We start from the raw sequence: 17,829 nt of genomic DNA on the forward strand, positions 1-17,829 counted from the left end.
AACGAAATTCCGGCGCCCATGAAAAAGGCCGGCGCAATGGCCGGCCTTTTACTGTGGCGCTGAAACTTTCTCAGCTTAGCGCGCCCTGCCGCGGAACACCAGGTTCACGATGGCCAGCAGGATCACGGCACCGAGGAACGACACGAGCAGCGACAGCGGGCTGAAGTCATCGCCATTGATGGTGCCCGTGCCGAACAGTGGCGACAGCAGCCAGCCACCCAGCAGTGCGCCGACGATGCCGACCACCACGTTCAGGAACAGCCCTTGCTGGGCGTCCGTTTTCATCACGAGGCTGGCCAGCCAGCCGATAATGCCGCCGATAACGATCCAGATAATAAAGTTCATGCTCATTCCCCTTGTGTATTCACAGACCTGTCGTTGACGAAGAGCGGGGCCGGAGCCCTGCCGTGAGAAAAAGTGTAGGCGCGCCCGATACGGTGGTCCGTGCGCCAGCGAACGCAGTCAGGCCCTTGTGTTCGCCTTTCGTGGCGCGGGCTGTCCGTGCGCGCGACCGTGCGTGAGCGTACAGAGAGGAGAGACCCGGGCGCTTATCGTGGGTTCATTCCGACTCCCATGAAAGGACATTGTTATGAGCCAAGACAAGAATACCCGCCTCGTTACCGGCCTGTTCGCCGACCGTGCCAGCGCCGAGCGCGCCTATCACCACGCCACCGAGCGCGGCTATACGAAGGACGACATCAACGTGCTGATGTCCGACGATACCCGCAAGCGCTACTTCACCGGTGACGACACGATCGAAACGGAACTGGGCACGAAAGCGGCCGAAGGCGCCGGCATCGGTGCCGGCGTGGGCGGTGCGATCGGTGCGGCACTGGCCGCAGTGGCTGCCGTCGGTACCTCGCTGGTGCTGCCGGGCCTGGGCATCGTCATTGCCGGTCCGCTGGCCGCTGCCGTGGCCGGTGCCGGCGCGGGCGGCATCACGGGTGGCCTGCTGGGCGCGCTGATCGGTGCCGGTATTCCGGAAGAGCGCGTCAAGCACTATGAGGAAGGCCTGAAGCAGGGCGGCATCGTGATGGGCGTGAACGCCCGTTCGGATGAAGATGCGGCGCACCTGGAATCGGGCTGGAAGGACAATGCCGGCCAGCACGTGATCGGTACCGGCGTCGGCGCAGCCGGTGGTGCGGCGGCTGGCCTGGCGGCAGGTTCGCCGGCCGGCCCGATCGGCATGGCAGCCGGTGCCATCGTGGGCGGCATCGCCGGCGGCCTGGCAGGCAAGGGCGCGGCCGAAGTCGTCAACCCGAAGTCGGGTGACGATCTGAGCGATCACCACATGGCCACCGGCGTGGGTGCCGGCGGCGGTGCGATGGCCGGCATGGCCATCGGCGCGGCAGGCGGTCCGATCGGCATGGCAGCGGGCGGCGCGATCGGTGCGATTGCCGGCGGCATTGCCGGCAAGGGTGTCGGCGGCCTGGTCAACCCGGCCGACGAGCAGCGCTACTGGCAGGACCAGTACCGCAACGAGTCGTACTTCAACCCGGCGTACCAGTACGACGACTACGATCCGGCCTATTCGCTGGGCTACAACAGCCGCGGCAACTACCGTGGCTCGTGGGACCAGAACGAAACGCACCTGCGTGGCGACTGGGAACGCGTGAAAGGCCGTTCGCGCCTGTCGTGGGAAGAAGCCAAGGGCGCCAGCCGCGCCGCCTGGGACAAGGTGGAACGCGCGCTGCCGGGCGACTGGGACAAGGACGGTAAATAAGCGCAGTAATTAATCAAGTGTAGGAACCGGCCGGATGCGCCTTGCGGGGTGCGCCCGGCTTCAGCCGCAGGAGCGGCTGTTCGACGAGATACCAGCTGAGCAGGGCCAGCGGCAGCACGGCCGCGCCGGCCAGCAGGAACATGTGCCACGGCGACAACGGTGGCAGGTACCACACCAGCAGCGTCTGCACGGGCCAGCCGTACAGATACACCCCATACGATATATCCGGCAGCCGGTTGAAGCCCGCCAGCACTGGCAGCGGCGTGAGTGCCGCGTAGAACAGCAGGTAGCCGCCGCAGGTTGCCAGCGCCAGTTCCGCCCAGCGCGGCGAGAACATCGCTACACCCAGTACGCATCCCGCCAGCACGGCGCCAACCGGCGTGAAGCGGCACCGTTCCCGATACAGGTAGAAACAGCCGCCGGCCAGGAACAGGCTCGCGAGGCGGACGATGGGATCGCCCAGCAGCAGCCGCAACGGCGTCCACGTGATCGGCAGGCCATAGCGCGTGGCCAGGTGCGTCAGCAGGGCCGCGACCGTCAGTGCCAGCCAGACGCGGCGCCGGCGGATGCCGCCCGCCAGTCCCATGCCCAGCACCCCCAGGTAGCAGGCGAACTCCCGCATGATCGTCCACATCGCGCCATTGACCTGCGGGTAGGGCAGGCCGTCGAACACGGGCGGGAGGATGGGACCGTGCAGCACGGCCATTGCCAGCAGCACCTTGAGGCCGGAGAGCTCGGCAAAATAGCGCACGGGATCGGACCCCAGCGGCGCGACGAGGAATACGCATACGAGACTGGCCACGAGGAAGCCGGGATAGATGCGCAGCACGCGCTTGCGCAGGAAGGTCCATGCGGCCGGCGCGCTGTCCCAGCTCTGCACGATCAGGTAGCCGCTCAGCAGGAAGAAGCCGTCCACCGCCAGTTCACCAAACGACAGTGTGTGGAACAGCCGGGTAAGGGGCTCGCGCTGGCGGGTGCCGTCCTGCAGTTCCGCCGCGTGGGACAGCAGCACGAGGAGCGCCAGCACCAGGCGCAGCAGGTTGAAGTTGTTGCGCCTTGCGGTGGGCAGGTCCATGGCGATCCCGTGGTGGGTGGCTGGACCTTCGAGTCTGGGATGCTCTGCACGCGGCGAGGCTGGCGCAACGCAAGCGATGCGTGCGCGCTGGCGCGCGACGCGCCGGCAGTTGGCGGCGGATCAAGACGTGGTGAGCATCGCCGGCGCCCCGCCGCTGCCGCGCGGCTTCAGGCGCAACAGCGGCCACTCGACGCAGTACCAGCTGAGTGCGCCGAGGGGCAGCACCAGCAGCGTGGCCAGTGCCGCCAGCAGCCACGGCGATTGCGGTGGCAGGTACCACAGCAGCAGGATCTGCACGGGCCAGCCGTACAGGTAGACGCCGTACGAGATGTCCGGCAGGCGGTTGAACCGGGCCAGCAGCGGCCGTGGCGTCAGGGCGAAATACAGCAGCAGGTAGGCGCCTGCGGTGGCCAGCGCCGGCTCGGCCCAGCGCGCCGACCACATCGCCGGCAGCAGTATCCCTGTGGCGACGAGTGCGCCGCGCGGCGTGTAGCGGATGCGCTCGCGGTACAGGTAGAAGCAGCCGCCGGCGCCGAACAGCATCGCCAGGCGGATGATGTGGTCGGCCAGCAGCGTGCGCAGGGTCCACGAAGCGACCGGCAGGCGCAGGGAGGCGAACAGGTAGACGAGCAGGCAGGCCAGCGTCAACCCCAGCCATACGCGCCGCCTGCGGATGCCGCCCGCCAGCCCGACAGTCAACACCGCCAGGTAGCAGGCGAACTCGCGAATGATCGACCACAGCGCGCCGTTGACGACGGGGTAGGGCAGGCCCTTGAACACGGGCGGCGTGACGGGACCGTACAGCGTGGCGATGCCGAGCGCGACCCGGCCGCCATCGAGCGCGGCGAAATAGCGCGCCGGCTCGCTGCCTAGCGGACCCACGATGACCACGCACACCAGGCAGGCCACCACGAAGCCGGGATAGATGCGCAGCACGCGCTTGCGCAGGAAGGCGAGCGCCTGCGGGGCGTTGTCCCAGCTCTGCACGATGAGGTAGCCGCTCAGGAGGAAGAAGCCATCGACGGCCAGCTCGCCGAACGAGAGGGTGTGGAAGAGCCGGGTCAGCAGCTCGCGGTGGCGGTCGCCATCCTGCATCTCCGGCGCATGGGACAGCAGCACCAGCAGCGCCAGCACCAGCCGCAACAGATTGAAGTTGTTCCGCCGCTCGGCCGCCATGGCATCCGCCCCTGTGGTGACGAAATGGTTATTGGTTCAGTGGGAAATGTACGACGGGCCCGAGGATTCGGGCAAGCATTCGATGAAGCCCCCGGTCGAGCTCGTGTCACCCCATGGGGTCAGGCGCAGTGACACGAGCTGTGCTGTACCGAAGACTTGATCTCCAACGTGTTGTTTGGCCTCGTATTTTTTTTGGCACTTACACTAGTGCAGAGTTCGTGTCACTACGCCTGACCCCAAAAAGTGACACGAGCTCGGCAGTAAGGGCGGGCTTACTCGGTGGCGATGGCTTCGACCTGGATGGCCAGCTTCACTTCGGGGGCGAAGGCGGGCAGGCCGAAGGTGATGCCGAAGTCGGCACGGTTGAAGTCGGCGGTGGCGTTGGCGCCGCACACTTCGCGCTTCAGGCGGGCGTTCTGCTCGCACTTGAAGCGGTCCACTTTGAGCTGCACGGGTTTCGTGACGCCATGCAGCGTCAGCTCGCCGTCGACGCCCACCAGCCTGTCGCCCTCGAACCTGAACGACTTGCTCTTGTAGGTCGCGGTGGGGAATTTCTCGGCGTCGAAGATGTCCGCCTTTTTCGCGTGGCCGTTCATGCCGTCATGGCCGAAGTCGATCGAGTTGATGTCGATCTCGATGTCCAGGCTGCCCGTCTTGGCCGCGCGGTCCAGCGTGATCGTGCCCTTGCTGCTGTTGAACTTGCCGCGCCACAGCGACATGCCCTTGTGATCGGCCTCGAAGCTGGGGTAGGTGTGGCTCGGGTCGATGTTGTAGGTGGTGGCGCTGGCAAGGCCGGCGGCGGCCAGCAGGGTGGTGATCAGGGCGGTGGTCAGGGCGGTGCGTTTCATCTTCATCGGTCTCCGAAGTTTTTGGTTTCTTGACAGTGCTTACTGGCTGACGACGTGGAACTTGATCGTCACGTCGTCGCCGACGATGCTGGTGTCCTTCCATTCGCCTTCGCCGATGCCGTAGGCCAGGCGCTTGATGGGGACGGCGCCGTCGAATACCTGCTTGCCGCCTTCCGTCTTGACGGTGACGGGGAAGGTCACGTCCGTGGCCTTGCCCTTGATCGTGAGCTTGCCGGTAACGGTCAGCTTGCCGGCGCCGGCCGGCTTGATGGCGCTGGAGATGAAGGTCGCCTTCGGGAACTGGGCGGCGTTGAACCACTCCTTCTTGGCCACTTCCTTGTTGTAGTCGGCATCGCCCAGGTCGAGGCTGGCCGTTTCCACTTCCACGGTGGCTTTCGAGGTTTCCGGCTTGGCGGCGTCGTAGTCGATCGCCACCTTGTGCTTGGTGAATTTGGCATCGACCGGCACGTTCATCTGCTTGAACGTGGCCGTGACGCTGGTCTTGGCGGGATCGGTCTTCAGCGCGGCGGCGCCGGCGGTCAGCGACAGGCCGATCAGGGAGGCGAGCAGGATTTTCTTCATGGGTTCTCCAGGGAAGTCGGAAAGCGGTCAGGGAAGCATGCGTTTGAGCACGTCGTCGCGGTCGACGAAATGGTGTTTCAGTGCGGCGGCCACGTGCATGAACACGAGCGCGGCCAGGCCCATGTTCAGCCAGTAGTGAACGGGCTTGAGCGTGGCCTTCAGGTCCGGGTCGGCGGCAAAGGCAGCAGGGATCTGCCAGACGCCCAGGTACACGACGGGCACGCCGGCCGCCGTCGTGTACAGGTAGCCGGACAGCGGCACGGCAAACATCAGCACGTACAGCAGCACATGGGTGAAGTCGGCAGCCCTGACCTGCCACTGCGGCATGCTGGCCGGATGCGGCGGCGGGCGGTTGGCGCGGCGCCACAGCAGGCGCAGGGCCGCCAGGGCCAGCACCGTCACGCCCATCCACTTGTGCCAGGAAAAGTACTTCAGCTTGGTCGGCGTGAAGCCGGGAATATCGACCATCACCAGCCCCATCGTGAAGGCGGCGACGATCAGCACGGCGATCAGCCAGTGCAGCAGCATGGCGGGTTTCGTGTAGCGCAGCATTTGTCGTTGGGCGAACTGTTGAGACTTTGGCACTGTAGCAGAGAAACTTTTCTTCTGCTCATCACCAATCGATCGCCCATCTTACTGGCAAAAAAGAACGGCAGCCTCCCGCCCCGGAGGGAGGAGGCTGCCGTCGGCAGGTGTTACGGCAGGGCTCAGATGGCCTTGGCCAGCGGCGCCGCGATACCGGTGTAGTTCGCCGGCGTCATCGCCAGCATCAGGTCCTTCGCTTCCTGCGGCACGGCCAGCTTGCCGATGAATTCCTGCAGCGCTTCCTTCGTGATGCCCTTGCCGCGCGTGAGTTCCTTCAGCTGCTCGTACGGGTTCTCGATGCCGTAGCGGCGCATCACCGTCTGCACCGGCTCGGCCAGCACTTCCCAGCTGGCGTCCAGGTCGGCCGCCAGGCGCGCCGGGTTCACTTCCAGCTTGTTCAGGCCGCGCAGGCAGCTGTCGTATGCCAGCAGCGTGTAGCCCAGGCCCACGCCGATATTGCGCAGCACGGTCGAATCCGTCAGGTCGCGCTGCATGCGCGACACGGGCAGTTTCTCGGACAGGTGCTTCAGCACGGCGTTTGCCAGCCCCAGGTTGCCTTCCGAATTTTCGAAGTCGATCGGGTTGACCTTGTGCGGCATCGTCGACGAGCCGATCTCGCCGGCCTTCAGCTTCTGCTTGAAGTAGCCCAGCGACACGTAGGTCCAGATATCGCGGTTCAGGTCCAGCAGGATCGTGTTCACGCGGGCGAACGCGTCGAACAGTTCGGCCATGTAGTCGTGCGGCTCGATCTGGATGGTGTACGGATTGAACACCAGGCCCAGGCGCTGTTCGATGACGTTCTTCGAGAACGCCGGCCAGTCGAACGACGGATACGCGGACAGGTGCGCGTTGTAGTTGCCCACGGCGCCATTCATCTTGCCCAGGATTTCCACCGCGCCGATGCGCTCGACGGCCCGCTGCAGGCGCGCCACGACGTTGGCGAATTCCTTGCCCAGCGTGGTCGGGCTGGCCGTCTGGCCGTGCGTGCGCGACAGCATCGGCACCTCGGCGTTCACGTGGGCGATCTCCTTCAGGCGGGCGATCACGCCGTTCAGTGCCGGCACCATCACTGCGTCGCGCGCGGCCTTGAGCATCATGCCGTGCGAGGTGTTGTTGATGTCTTCGGAAGTACAGGCGAAGTGGATGAACTCGGAGGCGGCCACCAGTTCCGGCACGTCCGCCACTTTCTCCTTCAGCCAGTACTCGACGGCCTTGACGTCGTGGTTGGTAACGGCCTCGATCTCCTTGATGCGCGCCGCATCGGCTTCGGTGAAGTTGGCAGCCAGGCCGTCCAGCAGGGCGGTGGCGGAGGCCGGGAACGGCGCGATCTCGGCAAAGCCGGCCTGCGACAGCGCCTGCAGCCACGCGATTTCAACCTTCACGCGGTGGTGCATGAAGCCCGCTTCGGACAGGATCGGGCGCAGCTTGTCGGTCTTGGTGGCGTAACGGCCGTCCAGCGGGGACAGGGCCGACAAGGTGGAGTAGGGAGTCGTCATGGGATAGAAGGAGCCAGGGAAAAGAAGGATTTTACCATCGTGCGTGCGGCCTTTTTCATGGCGCTGCCAGCGTTAAGCGGGGGAGCTTGCTGTCCAGCCACTGACCGGCAGGGCGCGGAAAAGTTCCCGGCATGATCGGCGCGTCGACGCGTGTCTACGTAAGGCGAACAGCGCCTTTTTCATGGCCGATGGGCGCCGGATGGCCGCCGGCCCGGTGCTATACTGGGCTTCACTCCCTCTCCCGACCTCCCCATGAAACTCATCGGTTCGCTGGCCAGTCCCTATGTGCGCAAGGTGCGCGTGGTGCTGGCGGAAAAAAAGCTCGATTACCAGCTGGTGCTGGACAATGTATGGGCGGACGATACCGCGGTCCATGAGGTCAACCCGCTTGGCAAGGTGCCCTGCCTGGTGCTGGAGGATGGCGACGTGATCTACGATTCGCGCGTGATCGCCGAATACCTCGACACCCTCACCCCCGTCTGCAAGCTGCTGCCGCCGAATGGCCGCGAGCGCGTGGAAATCAGGAACTGGGAAGCGCTGGCGGACGGCACCACCGATGCCGCCATCGTGGTGCGCCTCGAGCACACGCTGCGCCCGCCGGAACTGCGCAGCGATGCCGTGATCGAACGCCATCACCTCAAGGTGCGGCGCGCCCTGGCGTCGATGGCGGAGCGGCTGGGCGAGCGGCAATGGTGCGTGGGCACCCACTACTCGCTGGCCGATGTGGCGGTGGGCTGCACGCTCGGCTGGCTGGCCTTCCGCTTCCCGGACATCGACTGGCGCGGCACGCACCCGAACCTGGCGCGCCTGCTGGACCGCCTGCACGAACGGCCGTCGTTCCGCGACACCGTGCCGCAGGCGTAAGCGCGCGGGTCCACCACGCGGTTCGGCGCTACACTGCCACCACACTTCACCTGGAGCGGTCATGGCACAGTCAGTAGCGGTATTCGGCGAAGCGCTGGTGGACGATTTCAGCAGCGCGCGCGTGGTGGGCGGCGCGCCGTTCAACCTGGCGCGGCACCTGGCCGGCTTCGGCCTGCCCGTCACCATGGTCACGCGCATCGGCGATGACGACAACGGCGCCTTGATCCGCAACGAGTTCGCCCGCTACGGCATGTCCGAGGCGGGCCTGCAGACGGGCACCGGCGAGGCCACCGGCAGCGTGCACGTGGAAGTGGGCGCGGACGGCAGCCACCGCTTCACCATCGTGCCCGACCAGGCCTACGACCATATCGACAGCGCCGCGGCCACGGCCGCCGTGGCGGCAGCCGATCCCGGCATCTTCTGCTTCGGCACGCTGGCCCAGCGCGATCCGGTCTCCCGCGCGGCCCTGCACGCGCTGCTGGAACGCACGCAGGCCGTGCGCTTCCTGGACCTGAACCTGCGGCCCGGCCATGTCACCGAGAGCATCGTCTTCGACTCGCTGCAGCAGGCGGACATCGTGAAGGTCAACGAGGAGGAGCTGCAGCAGCTGTTCAAGTGGTACTGCCACACCTGCCCGGACACGGTGAACATCGAGTGCATTTCGGTCGATACGGAGTGCCGCGCGATGATGCACAACTTCTCGCTCTCGACGCTGATCGTCACGCTGGGCGCGCGCGGCGCCCTGTACCTGTCGGCCGATGGGGCGCACGTGTCCGACCATGGCGCAGCCACGGGGGAATGTTTCGTCGATGCGGTGGGAGCGGGAGATGCGTTCGATGCCGTCTTCCTGCTGGGACGGCTGCGCGGCTGGACGACCGGGCGCACATTGGCACGGGCGAATGCGTTTGCCCATGCTTCCTGCGGCCACGCGGGCGCGGTGCCGCCGGAGCTGGCGACCTACGCGCGCTGGCTGGAAGCCTGGGCGCGCGAGGACGAATAAAGCCTGGTTCCTGCTGCTGCCGACCAGGCTTGCCGCCTGATGCTTGCTGCTTCGTGCGGCTGCTTGGATCGGCTGTTTTGTTCGACTATTCAGTTCGCTTGGTGCGGCTGCTTAGTGCAACTGCTTAGTGCAACTGCTTAGTGCAATTGCTTAATGCGGCTGCTCGTCGGCGGCGGCCATCTGCGTCTGCAGGTAGTTCTGGATGCCCACCTTGCCGATCAGGTCCAGCTGGGTTTCCAGGAAGTCGATGTGCTCTTCGGTGTCTTCCAGGATTTCCAGCAGCAGGTCGCGCGACACGTAGTCGCCCACGCGTTCGGCCTGTGCAATGCCTTCCTTGACCGTCACGTGCGCGCCGCGTTCCAGCTTCAGGTCCGCTTCCAGCATCTCCTGGGTGGATTCGCCGATCAGCAGCTTGTGCAGCGCCTGCAGGTTCGGCAGGCCGTCCAGCATCAGGATGCGGTCGATCAGCTTGTCGGCATGCTTCATCTCGCCGATCGATTCCTCGTATTCCTTCTTCGCCAGCTTCGTGAAGCCCCAGTGGCGGTACATGCGCGCATGCAGGAAGTACTGGTTGATCGCGGTCAGTTCGTTCGTCAGCTGTGCGTTCAGCAGACGGATGACGTCTTTGTCGCCCTTCATGGGAGTGCCTTGTTCTTGGTGAGTGAATCCCCGCATTGTGACAGATGCACGCCCCGTTCGTAAGGGAACGTCGGGCATCTGTGGCCAAAACCCGGGGAATGGCGTTGCTAAGGCAAATGAAAACGATTATCATTTTCGTTTGATTTGCGCTGGCGGCCGGCGCCAGGAGGATCACCGATGATGCTGCATATTCCCGGGGTACTGACCCCCGAACAGGTGCGCCAGCTGCGCGCCCGCCTGGCCGAAGCGCCGTGGGTGGACGGCCGCGCCAGCGTCGGCGCCCAGGGTGCCCAGGTGAAGCGCAACCGGCAGCTGGCCGAAGGCTCGCCACTGGCCGTGGAACTGGGCAGCATCATCGCGCGGGCACTGACGGCCAACCCGCTGTTCTTCGCCGCCGCGCTGCCGCTGCGCATCCTGCCGCCTTACTTCAATGGCTATGCGGGCGGTGAAACCTACGGCGACCATATCGATGGCGCGATCCGCGTGGCAGCGCCGGGCGCCGCACCGCTGCGGGCGGACGTGTCGACGACCGTCTTCCTCACCGATCCGGAAGAATACGAAGGGGGCGAGCTGATCGTCTCCGATGCCTATGGCAGCCATGAGGTGAAACTGCCGGCCGGGGATGCGATCGTGTATCCGTCGACGACGGTGCACCGCGTCGCGCCCGTGACGTCGGGCGAACGCCTGGCGTCCTTCCTGTGGACCCAGAGCATGGTGCGGGACGACTGGCAGCGCTCGATGCTGTTCGAGCTGGACCAGAACATCCAGCGCCTGCGCGGCGCGCACGGCGACAGCGAGGCCACCGTGGGCCTGACCGGCCACTATCACAACCTGCTGCGGATGTGGGCCGAAACCTGAAAATAGGGACAGACCCCATTTTCCAGGAAATTTCCTGAAAAATGGGGTCTGTCCCTATTTTTATGACAACTTGAAGTTGATGGGCACCAGTACATAGACCGGCACGGCCTTGCCGTCTTCCATGTAGGGCTTGAACAGGCTGCGCAGCGCGGCCTGGCGGCCCGCTTCGTCCAGGTTGGCGGAACCGGAGGACTGCTGCACCGTCGCCTGTTCCGGCGTGCCCTTGTCGCTCACCAGCACGCGCAAGGTGACGACGCCCGTTTCGCCCAGGCGGCGCGAGATGGTTGGATATTGCGGGCGCGGCGGACGGACATATTCGACGCCACTCACCAGCTGCGGCGCGCTGGGCCGGGCCGGCGGCGCGGGAGCCAAGGCGGCGGGGGCCGGCGCAGCAGCCACGACGGCCGGCGCCGCTTCCACCGGCTTCGGCGGCGATGGGGGCACGGTGATCGTGTTCTCGATGACGATCGGCAGCTGCGGGATCGGCGGCGTGATGACGGGCGGCGCCTGCAGCGCCACTTCCACCGTCTTCGGCGGCGCCGGCTTCGTTTCCGGCTCCGGCGTGGCGACGAACGTGACGTTCACCACCTGCGGCAACTGCTTGACGACGTCGCGCACCATGCCGTTCTGCATGGCCCAGAAACCGGCGAGGTGCAGCGCGACGATGACGGCGATCTTGCCTGTCCGGTTGCGGCTGCTGCCAAGGGTGAATTCGGGAACGGGGTCGCTGTCGGCGACGTCGGGGCGGGGAGCGGTGACCTGCGGGGGGCTGAAACGGAACAGCCCCAGCAGCGCCAGACCAGGCCGGGAGAGGCCGGGCATCGGTTGCATGATGGTCCTTCGTCAGTGGGCCCGGCCGGTGGAATACCGCGGGCCCGGCAGTGGGATTCGGTAGAGCGTCAGGTCGTGAGCGTAGGGCGCTTCAGCACGGTTTCCTGTAGCGGCACGGCCACGTGTTCGTTCATCACTTCCACGGCATAGTCCAGGCAGTTGCCGCAGCACGTGGCGACGCCGAGGGTTTCACGCAGCCCGTCCATGGTATTGATGCCCAGGTCGATGGCTTGACGGATTTCTCGATCGGAGATGTTGTTGCAGACGCAAACGATCATTGAAACACCTTCTGGCTGTAGAGACTAAGAAGTGGAAGACGACGCTGAAAAACGGTTCTCGGAACACCAACACCGGCTTGCTGCGACTAGTTGAGTGTTTGTCTACTAATGAGAATCATTATCATTACCGTTCCTATTCTGCCGCAAGAAGGAAGCGAGTGCAAGCGTTACCTGCAAATACAACTCATTCGCAATTGCATCTATAATGAGGGGATCGCCTGCCTTCCGAACCCGCCATGACCCACGCTTCCCCCCCTCTCAAGCTCGACGCGCTGGCGGTCGGCCAAAGCGCCACCGTGGTGCAGGTTGTCAAAGGTGAAGACCGGGAAACGCAGGACCTGGCACGGCGCCTGATGGAGCTCGGCTTCGTGCCGGGCGAGCGGATCCGCCTGCTGAAGCGGGGCATGCCGGGCGGCGAGCCGCTCGCCATCAAGGTAGGCAACTCCACCTTCGCGTTGCGCCGCTTCGAAGCGGCGCTCGTCGCCATCCAGCCGGAATGAGCGGCGCATACGTACTGCATGAATACCGCTACAACAAAGGTACCTGGTAATGGGTGTGACTGAAAAAGTGATGCAGGCCGTGGGCCGGGCACCGATGATCGCCCTGCTGGGCAACCCGAATTGCGGCAAGACGGCGCTGTTCAACCGCCTCACCGGCGCGCGCCAGAAGGTGGCCAACTATGCGGGCGTGACGATCGAGCGCAAGGAAGGCCAGTTCACGTCGCCGGCCGGCCACGCCTACCGCGTGCTGGACCTGCCGGGCGCCTACAGCCTGACGGCCCATACCCCGGATGAGGAAATCACCCGCGACGTGGTGGCCGGCCTGCGCGCCGGCGAGACGTCGCCGGACCTCGTCGTCTGCGTGGTCGATGCCACCAACCTGCGCCTGAACCTGCGCCTGGTGCTGGAAGTGCAGCGCCTCGGCCTGCCGATGATCCTGTGCCTGAACATGGTCGATGTGGCCAAGAAGCGGGGCATCGAGATCGATGCGGACAAGCTGGCCCGGGAGCTGCGCATGACCGTCGTGGAGACGGTGGCCGTGCAGGGCGGCGGCGAGAAGTCGCTGCTGCGCGCGCTGGACGAAGCGTGGCCGGTAGCGCCCGCCGCGGCCAATCCCCTTGCGGCAATCGACGCCGTGTCGGTCGAGGACACGCAGCGCGAAGTGCGCCGCATCCTGGCCATCGTGGCCAACGACAACCAGGCCAGCGACTCGCTGTCCGAGAAGATCGACAACGTGGTGCTGCATCCGTTTGCCGGCCCCGTGATCCTGGCCGTGCTGATGTTCCTGATCTTCCAGGCCGTGTTCAGCTGGGCCGAGGCGCCGATGGACTTCATCACCGGCACCGTGGAAGGCTTCGGCGCCATCGTGAAGGAGCACATGGCGGACGGCATCCTGCGCAGCCTGCTGGTGGACGGCATCATCGCCGGCGTGGGCGGCGTGCTGGTGTTCCTGCCGCAGATCCTGATCCTGTTCTTCTTCATCCTGATCCTGGAAGACTGCGGCTACCTGCCGCGCGCCGCCTTCCTGCTGGACCGGCTGATGGGCGGCGTGGGGCTGTCCGGCCGCGCCTTCATTCCCCTGCTGTCCAGTTTTGCCTGTGCGATCCCCGGCGTGATGGCGGCGCGCACCATCCAGAACCCGCGCGACCGCATCGTCACGATCATGATCGCGCCGCTGATGACGTGCTCGGCGCGCCTGCCTGTCTATGCGCTGGTGATCGCCGCCTTCATTCCGGAGCGCGAGGTGTACGGCATGAACCTGCAGGGCCTGGTGCTGTTCTGCCTGTACTTCGCCGGCATCTTCTCGGCGATGGGCGTGGCCTGGTTCATGAAGCGCTCCCTCGGCGGCAAGCGCCAGCAGCCACTGATGCTGGAGCTGCCCAGCTACCACTGGCCGCACCTGCGCAACCTGGCCATCGGCCTGTGGGAGCGCGCCAAGATCTTCGTCACGCGCGTCGGTACCGTGATCCTGTCGCTGATGATCCTGCTGTGGGCGCTGTCGAGCTTCCCCGGCGCGCCGGAAGGGGCCACGCAGCCGGCCATCTGGTACAGCATCGCCGGCATGATCGGCCGCGCGCTGGAATACGTGTTCGCGCCGATCGGCTTCAACTGGCAGATCTGCATCGCGCTGGTACCGGGCATGGCCGCGCGCGAAGTGGCCGTGGGGGCGCTGGGCACCGTGTATGCGCTGTCCCAGTCCGGCGACGAGCTGGCCACGTCGCTGGCGCCGGTGATCGCCAGCACCTGGTCGCTGGCCACCGCGCTGTCGCTGCTGGCGTGGTACGTCTACGCGCCGCAGTGCCTCGCCACGCTGTCCGTGGTGCGCCGCGAGACCGGCAGCATCCGCTACCCGCTGATGATGGCCGGCTACATGTTCGCGCTGGCCTACGTTGCCTCGTTCATCACCTACCATGCTGCCCGCCTGCTGGGCGCCTAGGAGCCACCATGCTGCAAGAGCTGATCGTTGCCCTGATCGTCGTCGTCGCACTGCTGCAGGTGTGCCGCCGCTACCTGCCGGCCACGCTGCGCCAGCGCATCGTCTACGCACTGGCCCGCAAGGGCTTCGACCAGGAACGCATGGCCAAGCTGTTCAAGACGCAGTCCAGCTGCGGCGACGGCTGCGGTTCCTGCGGGTCGTGCGAGACCAAGACGGCCGCCGATGCGCCGCAGGATACGAAGGCGGTGCGCCGCGTGATCACGCTGCACGTGCAGCGCTGAGCGGCACCCCGGTCGAAACGAAGCCCGCTGCGTGCGGGCTTTTTTGTGTCTGCGGCGATGGCAACGGATCAGGTGACCAGTACTTCCAGCGCGGCCGCGGCAAAGAACACGCCGGCCAGGTACAGCGGCGTCGATCCGTGCAGCACCCAGGCCGCCATCAGCGCCAGGCCGGCCGTCATCACGAACAGGAATACCAGGCGGTGCGGAATGCCGAACATCTGGGACATGTCCGATCCGCTGGCACGCCACTGGAACGGCAGCATGCCCAGGCTGGTGGTCAGGTGCAGGAACAGGCCGATCGCCGTGAGCGCCGGCAGGTCATGGCGCACCGGCAGCAAGGCGAGCCCGACCGCCAGCGCCGCCTCGGCGAAATACAGCACGGCACGGTTGCGGTACTTGGTCATCCGCGCTCCTTTCGGTTTCGGTTCAAACGAAACCGGTATTGTAGAAGCGAAATATCCCCGCAAATCTCGCCAATAGTCACCGACGCCGCATTTAGCGCCGTTCCACTGCCGAGTCCGTGTCACATGGGGTCGGGCACCCTGACACGAACTCGGCAGCAAGACGCCAAGCGAAATACCGGGGAATCGTCATGGCTGGGCTCGTGTCACAGTGCCTGGCCCCATGTGACACGAGCTGGACCGTGGAGGAAAGAAAAACGCCACCCGAAGGTGGCGCAAGGTCTGAAGAGAAAGCGAAAACGGATCAGAAGCGGAAGTTGGCCGTCAGGCTGGCCGAGCGGGGGGCGCCCGGCGTGTAGCGGTAGCCGCTCTTGTTGATGGCGGCGACGTATTCCTCGTCCGTCACGTTGAACACGTTCAGGCGCAGGTCCACGTTCTTCGTCAGCTGGTAGGCGGCGAACAGGTCGCCGACCCAGTAGCTTTTCGCATAGGCCGGGGTGCCGACGGCGCCGTCGGTACCGCGCAGCAGTTCGCCTGAGTAGCGCACGCCGCCGCCCACCTGCAGGCCGAACGGCAGCTGGTACGAGGTCCAGCTGGTGAACGCATCCTTCGGCGTGTAGGTCAGGCCGTTCTCGCCGTTGGCGGTGGTCAGGCGGCCCGCTTCGATGCTGGTCTTCATGTGCGTGTAGCCCGCGTTGACCAGCCAGCCCGGCAGGATTTCGCCCTGCACGCCCAGCTCCAGGCCTTCGACGCGCTTCTTGCCGTTCTGGTAGTAGCGGGTGGCGTCGGTCGGATCCTGTTCGAGCTCGTTCTTCACGTCCGTGCGGTAGTAGGCGGCCGTGACGGTCAGCTTCTGGCCGGCCAGGTCCCACTTGGTGCCGATTTCCTTCGTGGTCGTTTCCTGCGGATCCAGGTTCGGGTTCGACGCGCTGTTCGCGGCCGACGACAGGCTGAAGTTGGCGCCGCCCGGTGGCTGCTTCGAATTGGCGATGGTGGCGTACACGCTGCTGTTCGGGGTCGGCTTGTACAGCACCGACAGCTTGCCGGTGGTCAGCGTGTCATTGGCGTTCAGCGTGGTGGCCGTCAGCGTCGTGCCGGTCAGCGTGGTGGACAGGTAGTCCGTGTCATAGTGGTCGGCCCGCACGCCGCCGCTGACGATCCACTGCTCGCCGATCTTGACGGTGTCGAACAGGTAGAACGCCTGCGTGTCGGTGGTGCCGCGCGTGCCGGCGCCGGTGCGAGTGTCGTTCCAGCCGGTCAGCAGGGCGCGCGGGTTCGGCGCGTACAGGGGCGTGTCGGCCAGCGTGCCGCCGCCCGCATGCAGGTAGGTGTTCTGCTTTTCCGAGATGACGTCGATGCCGCCCACGATGGTGTGCTGCACCGCGCCGGTCGTCACGTCCCAGGTCATGACGGTCTGGTTGGCGAGGATCTTGTTTTCCGCGTCGCGGAACGTGCGCGTGGTCCGGCGCAGCAGCCAGGTCGACGGATCGTTCGGGTTCGGCGTGATCAGGTTCGATGGCGTCACGACGCCGGTGGTGGCGTTGGTGCTGGCGCCGCCCATCATGAAGGCCGTCAGCAGGTAGTTCTGGTCCGTCTTGCCGTAGCGCGAAGTGTTCTGCAGGCGCAGGTTCGGCGCGAAGTCGTGGTCGATGCGCACCGTGGTCTGGTCGCCCTTGACATCGTCATGGTCCGTCACATGGCCATAGAAGCCCTGCGGATCGACGGCGGGCGCCGAGTTCAGGAACGGCCGGCGCAGGACCGGGTTGGCGTTGTTGCTGTCCGGGCTCGTGTAGCCGGGCAGGCCGATCGTCGGCACGCCGCCGTCGGGGATATTGTCCTGCTTGACGTGCAGGTGCGACAGGTGCACGCGGGTCGGCGTACCCAGGCCGAAGGCCAGCGTGGGCGCCACGCCCCAGCGCTTGCTCTCCACCACGTCGCGCGCCGGGTTGCCGGAGTCCTGCACCATCAGGTTCAGGCGGAAAGCGATGCCGCGGTCGGCATTGAGCACGCGGTTGATGTCGGCGGTGGCGCGCTTCTGCTTGCCGCTGCCGCCCATGATGCTGCCACTCGTCGCATCTTCCAGGCTGGCCTGCTTCGAGCTCAGGTTGATCGAGCCGGTCGGCGAGCCGCGGCCGTTGTCGGTGCCGGCGGGCCCCTTCAGCACTTCGATCTGCTCCGTGTTGAACACGTCGCGCGACACCGAGCCGATGTCGCGCACGCCGTCGACGAAGATGGCGGACGAGGAATCGAAGCCGCGCAGGAAGATCGCGTCGCCCGTGTTGGTGTTGCCGTTCTCGCCCAGGAAGAAGGCACCCACGCCAGGCGTGTTGCGCAGCGCATCGGTCAGCGTGGTGGCATTCTGCTGTTCGAACAGTTCCTTCTTGATGACCGTGATGGTCTGCGGCGTGTCGACCAGTTTTTCCGTGTACTTCGGCGAGGAGGCGCGCTCCGCCTTGAAGTCATTTTCCTGGGCGCCTTCGACCACGACCTCCGTCATCTTCTTTTCCGACTGCGGCTCCGCGGCGTGGGCGCCGGCATGGATGGCGGCAGCAGGCAGCAGCAGCGTGGCGAGCACGGTGCTCATGGGCAGGCGGGCGGGGTGTTTGCGACTCTTGATGTGGGCCATTGCTTGGACGTTCCCTGTAAGTTTTTGTAAAGGTTGTCCATCGTAGCAACTAAGCCACAGTAAGTAAACGAGAATTGTTATCATTCGCGTTACCGTGTGGCCCGGTTGCAACCTTCCGGCCGCCGGGTGG

At 65.6% G+C, this 17,829-nt stretch carries 19 protein-coding genes; 7 read left to right on the top strand and 12 right to left on the bottom strand.

Annotation, left to right across the window (positions count from 1 at the left end):
• Nucleotides 1-75: 75 nt before the first annotated feature.
• Nucleotides 76-345 carry a GlsB/YeaQ/YmgE family stress response membrane protein gene (locus tag IP91_RS22955; protein WP_145652361.1) on the bottom strand — a complete coding sequence of 90 codons (270 nt, stop codon included), beginning with the start codon at nucleotides 343-345 and terminating at the stop codon, nucleotides 76-78.
• A gap of 244 nt (nucleotides 346-589) precedes the next feature.
• On the opposite strand from IP91_RS22955, the gene IP91_RS22960 reads away from it, so the two are divergent.
• Nucleotides 590-1,723, top strand: coding sequence for a hypothetical protein (locus IP91_RS22960; protein ID WP_145652363.1), 1,134 nt, complete (start codon nucleotides 590-592; stop codon nucleotides 1,721-1,723).
• Nucleotides 1,724-1,736: 13 nt separating this feature from the next.
• On the opposite strand, the gene IP91_RS22965 is transcribed toward IP91_RS22960, so the two are convergent.
• From IP91_RS22965 to purB, 6 genes are all read right to left on the bottom strand, one after another.
• Nucleotides 1,737-2,798 carry an acyltransferase family protein gene (locus tag IP91_RS22965; protein ID WP_145652365.1) on the bottom strand — a complete coding sequence of 354 codons (1,062 nt, stop codon included), beginning with the start codon at nucleotides 2,796-2,798 and terminating at the stop codon, nucleotides 1,737-1,739.
• 120 nt (nucleotides 2,799-2,918) lie between these two features.
• Nucleotides 2,919-3,974 (bottom strand): acyltransferase family protein, encoded by a 1,056-nt coding sequence (locus IP91_RS22970; protein WP_145652367.1) that lies wholly within the window; start codon nucleotides 3,972-3,974, stop codon nucleotides 2,919-2,921.
• A 272-nt stretch (nucleotides 3,975-4,246) separates the two neighbouring features.
• Nucleotides 4,247-4,828, bottom strand: coding sequence for a YceI family protein (locus IP91_RS22975; protein WP_145652369.1), 582 nt, complete (start codon nucleotides 4,826-4,828; stop codon nucleotides 4,247-4,249).
• 33 nt (nucleotides 4,829-4,861) lie between these two features.
• Nucleotides 4,862-5,404, bottom strand: a complete 543-nt coding sequence (locus IP91_RS22980) for a YceI family protein (protein WP_145652371.1) — start codon at nucleotides 5,402-5,404, stop codon at nucleotides 4,862-4,864.
• Nucleotides 5,405-5,431: 27 nt separating this feature from the next.
• Nucleotides 5,432-5,956 carry a cytochrome b gene (locus tag IP91_RS22985; RefSeq protein ID WP_145652373.1) on the bottom strand — a complete coding sequence of 175 codons (525 nt, stop codon included), beginning with the start codon at nucleotides 5,954-5,956 and terminating at the stop codon, nucleotides 5,432-5,434.
• A gap of 155 nt (nucleotides 5,957-6,111) precedes the next feature.
• The gene (gene purB, locus IP91_RS22990) at nucleotides 6,112-7,485 is read right to left on the bottom strand and encodes an adenylosuccinate lyase (protein WP_145652375.1); all 1,374 of its coding nucleotides are present in this window, start codon (nucleotides 7,483-7,485) and stop codon (nucleotides 6,112-6,114) included.
• A gap of 252 nt (nucleotides 7,486-7,737) precedes the next feature.
• Between purB and IP91_RS22995 the strand changes: the two genes are divergently transcribed.
• Complete coding sequence (locus IP91_RS22995) at nucleotides 7,738-8,349, top strand: glutathione S-transferase family protein (protein WP_145652377.1); 612 nt, start codon at nucleotides 7,738-7,740, stop codon at nucleotides 8,347-8,349.
• 61 nt (nucleotides 8,350-8,410) lie between these two features.
• Complete coding sequence (locus IP91_RS23000; protein WP_145652379.1) at nucleotides 8,411-9,349, top strand: PfkB family carbohydrate kinase; 939 nt, start codon at nucleotides 8,411-8,413, stop codon at nucleotides 9,347-9,349.
• 150 nt (nucleotides 9,350-9,499) lie between these two features.
• Here IP91_RS23000 and bfr read toward each other — a convergent pair whose 3' ends face one another.
• Nucleotides 9,500-9,988 (bottom strand): bacterioferritin, encoded by a 489-nt coding sequence (bfr, locus tag IP91_RS23005; protein WP_145652381.1) that lies wholly within the window; start codon nucleotides 9,986-9,988, stop codon nucleotides 9,500-9,502.
• Nucleotides 9,989-10,165: 177 nt separating this feature from the next.
• On the opposite strand from bfr, the gene IP91_RS23010 reads away from it, so the two are divergent.
• The gene (locus IP91_RS23010; protein ID WP_145652383.1) at nucleotides 10,166-10,846 is read left to right on the top strand and encodes a Fe2+-dependent dioxygenase; all 681 of its coding nucleotides are present in this window, start codon (nucleotides 10,166-10,168) and stop codon (nucleotides 10,844-10,846) included.
• Between the two features lie 60 nt (nucleotides 10,847-10,906).
• On the opposite strand, the gene IP91_RS23015 is transcribed toward IP91_RS23010, so the two are convergent.
• Both IP91_RS23015 and IP91_RS23020 read right to left on the bottom strand, forming a co-directional pair.
• Entirely contained in the window at nucleotides 10,907-11,677 is a 771-nt protein-coding gene (locus tag IP91_RS23015; protein ID WP_229474865.1) for an energy transducer TonB, read from the bottom strand.
• Between the two features lie 68 nt (nucleotides 11,678-11,745).
• Nucleotides 11,746-11,955 (bottom strand): (2Fe-2S)-binding protein, encoded by a 210-nt coding sequence (locus IP91_RS23020; protein WP_145652385.1) that lies wholly within the window; start codon nucleotides 11,953-11,955, stop codon nucleotides 11,746-11,748.
• 236 nt (nucleotides 11,956-12,191) lie between these two features.
• Between IP91_RS23020 and IP91_RS23025 the strand changes: the two genes are divergently transcribed.
• From IP91_RS23025 to IP91_RS23035, 3 genes are read left to right on the top strand one after another with little or no spacing between them, the layout of a single operon-like run.
• Entirely contained in the window at nucleotides 12,192-12,455 is a 264-nt protein-coding gene (locus IP91_RS23025; protein WP_145652387.1) for a FeoA family protein, read from the top strand.
• Nucleotides 12,456-12,504: 49 nt separating this feature from the next.
• On the top strand, nucleotides 12,505-14,391 hold the full coding sequence (gene feoB, locus IP91_RS23030; protein ID WP_199754723.1) for a ferrous iron transporter B: 1,887 nt from the start codon (nucleotides 12,505-12,507) through the stop codon (nucleotides 14,389-14,391).
• Nucleotides 14,392-14,399: 8 nt separating this feature from the next.
• A complete protein-coding gene (locus IP91_RS23035; protein WP_145652389.1) occupies nucleotides 14,400-14,672 on the top strand; it encodes a DUF6587 family protein in 273 nt (90 codons plus the stop codon).
• A gap of 68 nt (nucleotides 14,673-14,740) precedes the next feature.
• Here IP91_RS23035 and IP91_RS23040 read toward each other — a convergent pair whose 3' ends face one another.
• Together IP91_RS23040 and IP91_RS23045 are read right to left on the bottom strand one after the other, a co-directional pair.
• Nucleotides 14,741-15,076, bottom strand: coding sequence for a hypothetical protein (locus IP91_RS23040; RefSeq protein WP_145652390.1), 336 nt, complete (start codon nucleotides 15,074-15,076; stop codon nucleotides 14,741-14,743).
• Between the two features lie 301 nt (nucleotides 15,077-15,377).
• Nucleotides 15,378-17,699, bottom strand: coding sequence for a catecholate siderophore receptor Fiu (locus IP91_RS23045; RefSeq protein ID WP_145652392.1), 2,322 nt, complete (start codon nucleotides 17,697-17,699; stop codon nucleotides 15,378-15,380).
• Nucleotides 17,700-17,829 lie beyond the last annotated feature (130 nt).

The sequence above is a fragment of the Pseudoduganella lurida genome (assembly GCF_007830455.1).
In the GTDB taxonomy this organism is placed as follows: domain Bacteria; phylum Pseudomonadota; class Gammaproteobacteria; order Burkholderiales; family Burkholderiaceae_D; genus Rugamonas; species Rugamonas lurida.

Bases quoted from the DNA above. Each gene is read 5' to 3' on its own strand.
- IP91_RS22960 (WP_145652363.1), top strand. From the start codon at position 590: ATGAGCCAAGACAAGAATACCCGCCTCGTTACCGGCCTGTTCGCCGAC.
- IP91_RS22955 (WP_145652361.1), bottom strand. From the start codon at position 345: ATGAACTTTATTATCTGGATCGTTATCGGCGGCATTATCGGCTGGCTG.
- IP91_RS22965 (WP_145652365.1), bottom strand. From the start codon at position 2,798: ATGGACCTGCCCACCGCAAGGCGCAACAACTTCAACCTGCTGCGCCTG.
- bfr (WP_145652381.1), bottom strand. From the start codon at position 9,988: ATGAAGGGCGACAAAGACGTCATCCGTCTGCTGAACGCACAGCTGACG.
- IP91_RS23025 (WP_145652387.1), top strand. From the start codon at position 12,192: ATGACCCACGCTTCCCCCCCTCTCAAGCTCGACGCGCTGGCGGTCGGC.
- IP91_RS23045 (WP_145652392.1), bottom strand. From the start codon at position 17,699: ATGGCCCACATCAAGAGTCGCAAACACCCCGCCCGCCTGCCCATGAGC.
- IP91_RS22995 (WP_145652377.1), top strand. From the start codon at position 7,738: ATGAAACTCATCGGTTCGCTGGCCAGTCCCTATGTGCGCAAGGTGCGC.
- IP91_RS22970 (WP_145652367.1), bottom strand. From the start codon at position 3,974: ATGGCGGCCGAGCGGCGGAACAACTTCAATCTGTTGCGGCTGGTGCTG.
- IP91_RS23010 (WP_145652383.1), top strand. From the start codon at position 10,166: ATGATGCTGCATATTCCCGGGGTACTGACCCCCGAACAGGTGCGCCAG.
- IP91_RS23020 (WP_145652385.1), bottom strand. From the start codon at position 11,955: ATGATCGTTTGCGTCTGCAACAACATCTCCGATCGAGAAATCCGTCAA.
- IP91_RS22980 (WP_145652371.1), bottom strand. From the start codon at position 5,404: ATGAAGAAAATCCTGCTCGCCTCCCTGATCGGCCTGTCGCTGACCGCC.
- IP91_RS23035 (WP_145652389.1), top strand. From the start codon at position 14,400: ATGCTGCAAGAGCTGATCGTTGCCCTGATCGTCGTCGTCGCACTGCTG.
- IP91_RS23015 (WP_229474865.1), bottom strand. From the start codon at position 11,677: ATGCAACCGATGCCCGGCCTCTCCCGGCCTGGTCTGGCGCTGCTGGGG.
- IP91_RS23040 (WP_145652390.1), bottom strand. From the start codon at position 15,076: ATGACCAAGTACCGCAACCGTGCCGTGCTGTATTTCGCCGAGGCGGCG.
- IP91_RS22975 (WP_145652369.1), bottom strand. From the start codon at position 4,828: ATGAAGATGAAACGCACCGCCCTGACCACCGCCCTGATCACCACCCTG.
- purB (WP_145652375.1), bottom strand. From the start codon at position 7,485: ATGACGACTCCCTACTCCACCTTGTCGGCCCTGTCCCCGCTGGACGGC.
- feoB (WP_199754723.1), top strand. From the start codon at position 12,505: ATGGGTGTGACTGAAAAAGTGATGCAGGCCGTGGGCCGGGCACCGATG.
- IP91_RS23000 (WP_145652379.1), top strand. From the start codon at position 8,411: ATGGCACAGTCAGTAGCGGTATTCGGCGAAGCGCTGGTGGACGATTTC.
- IP91_RS22985 (WP_145652373.1), bottom strand. From the start codon at position 5,956: ATGCTGCGCTACACGAAACCCGCCATGCTGCTGCACTGGCTGATCGCC.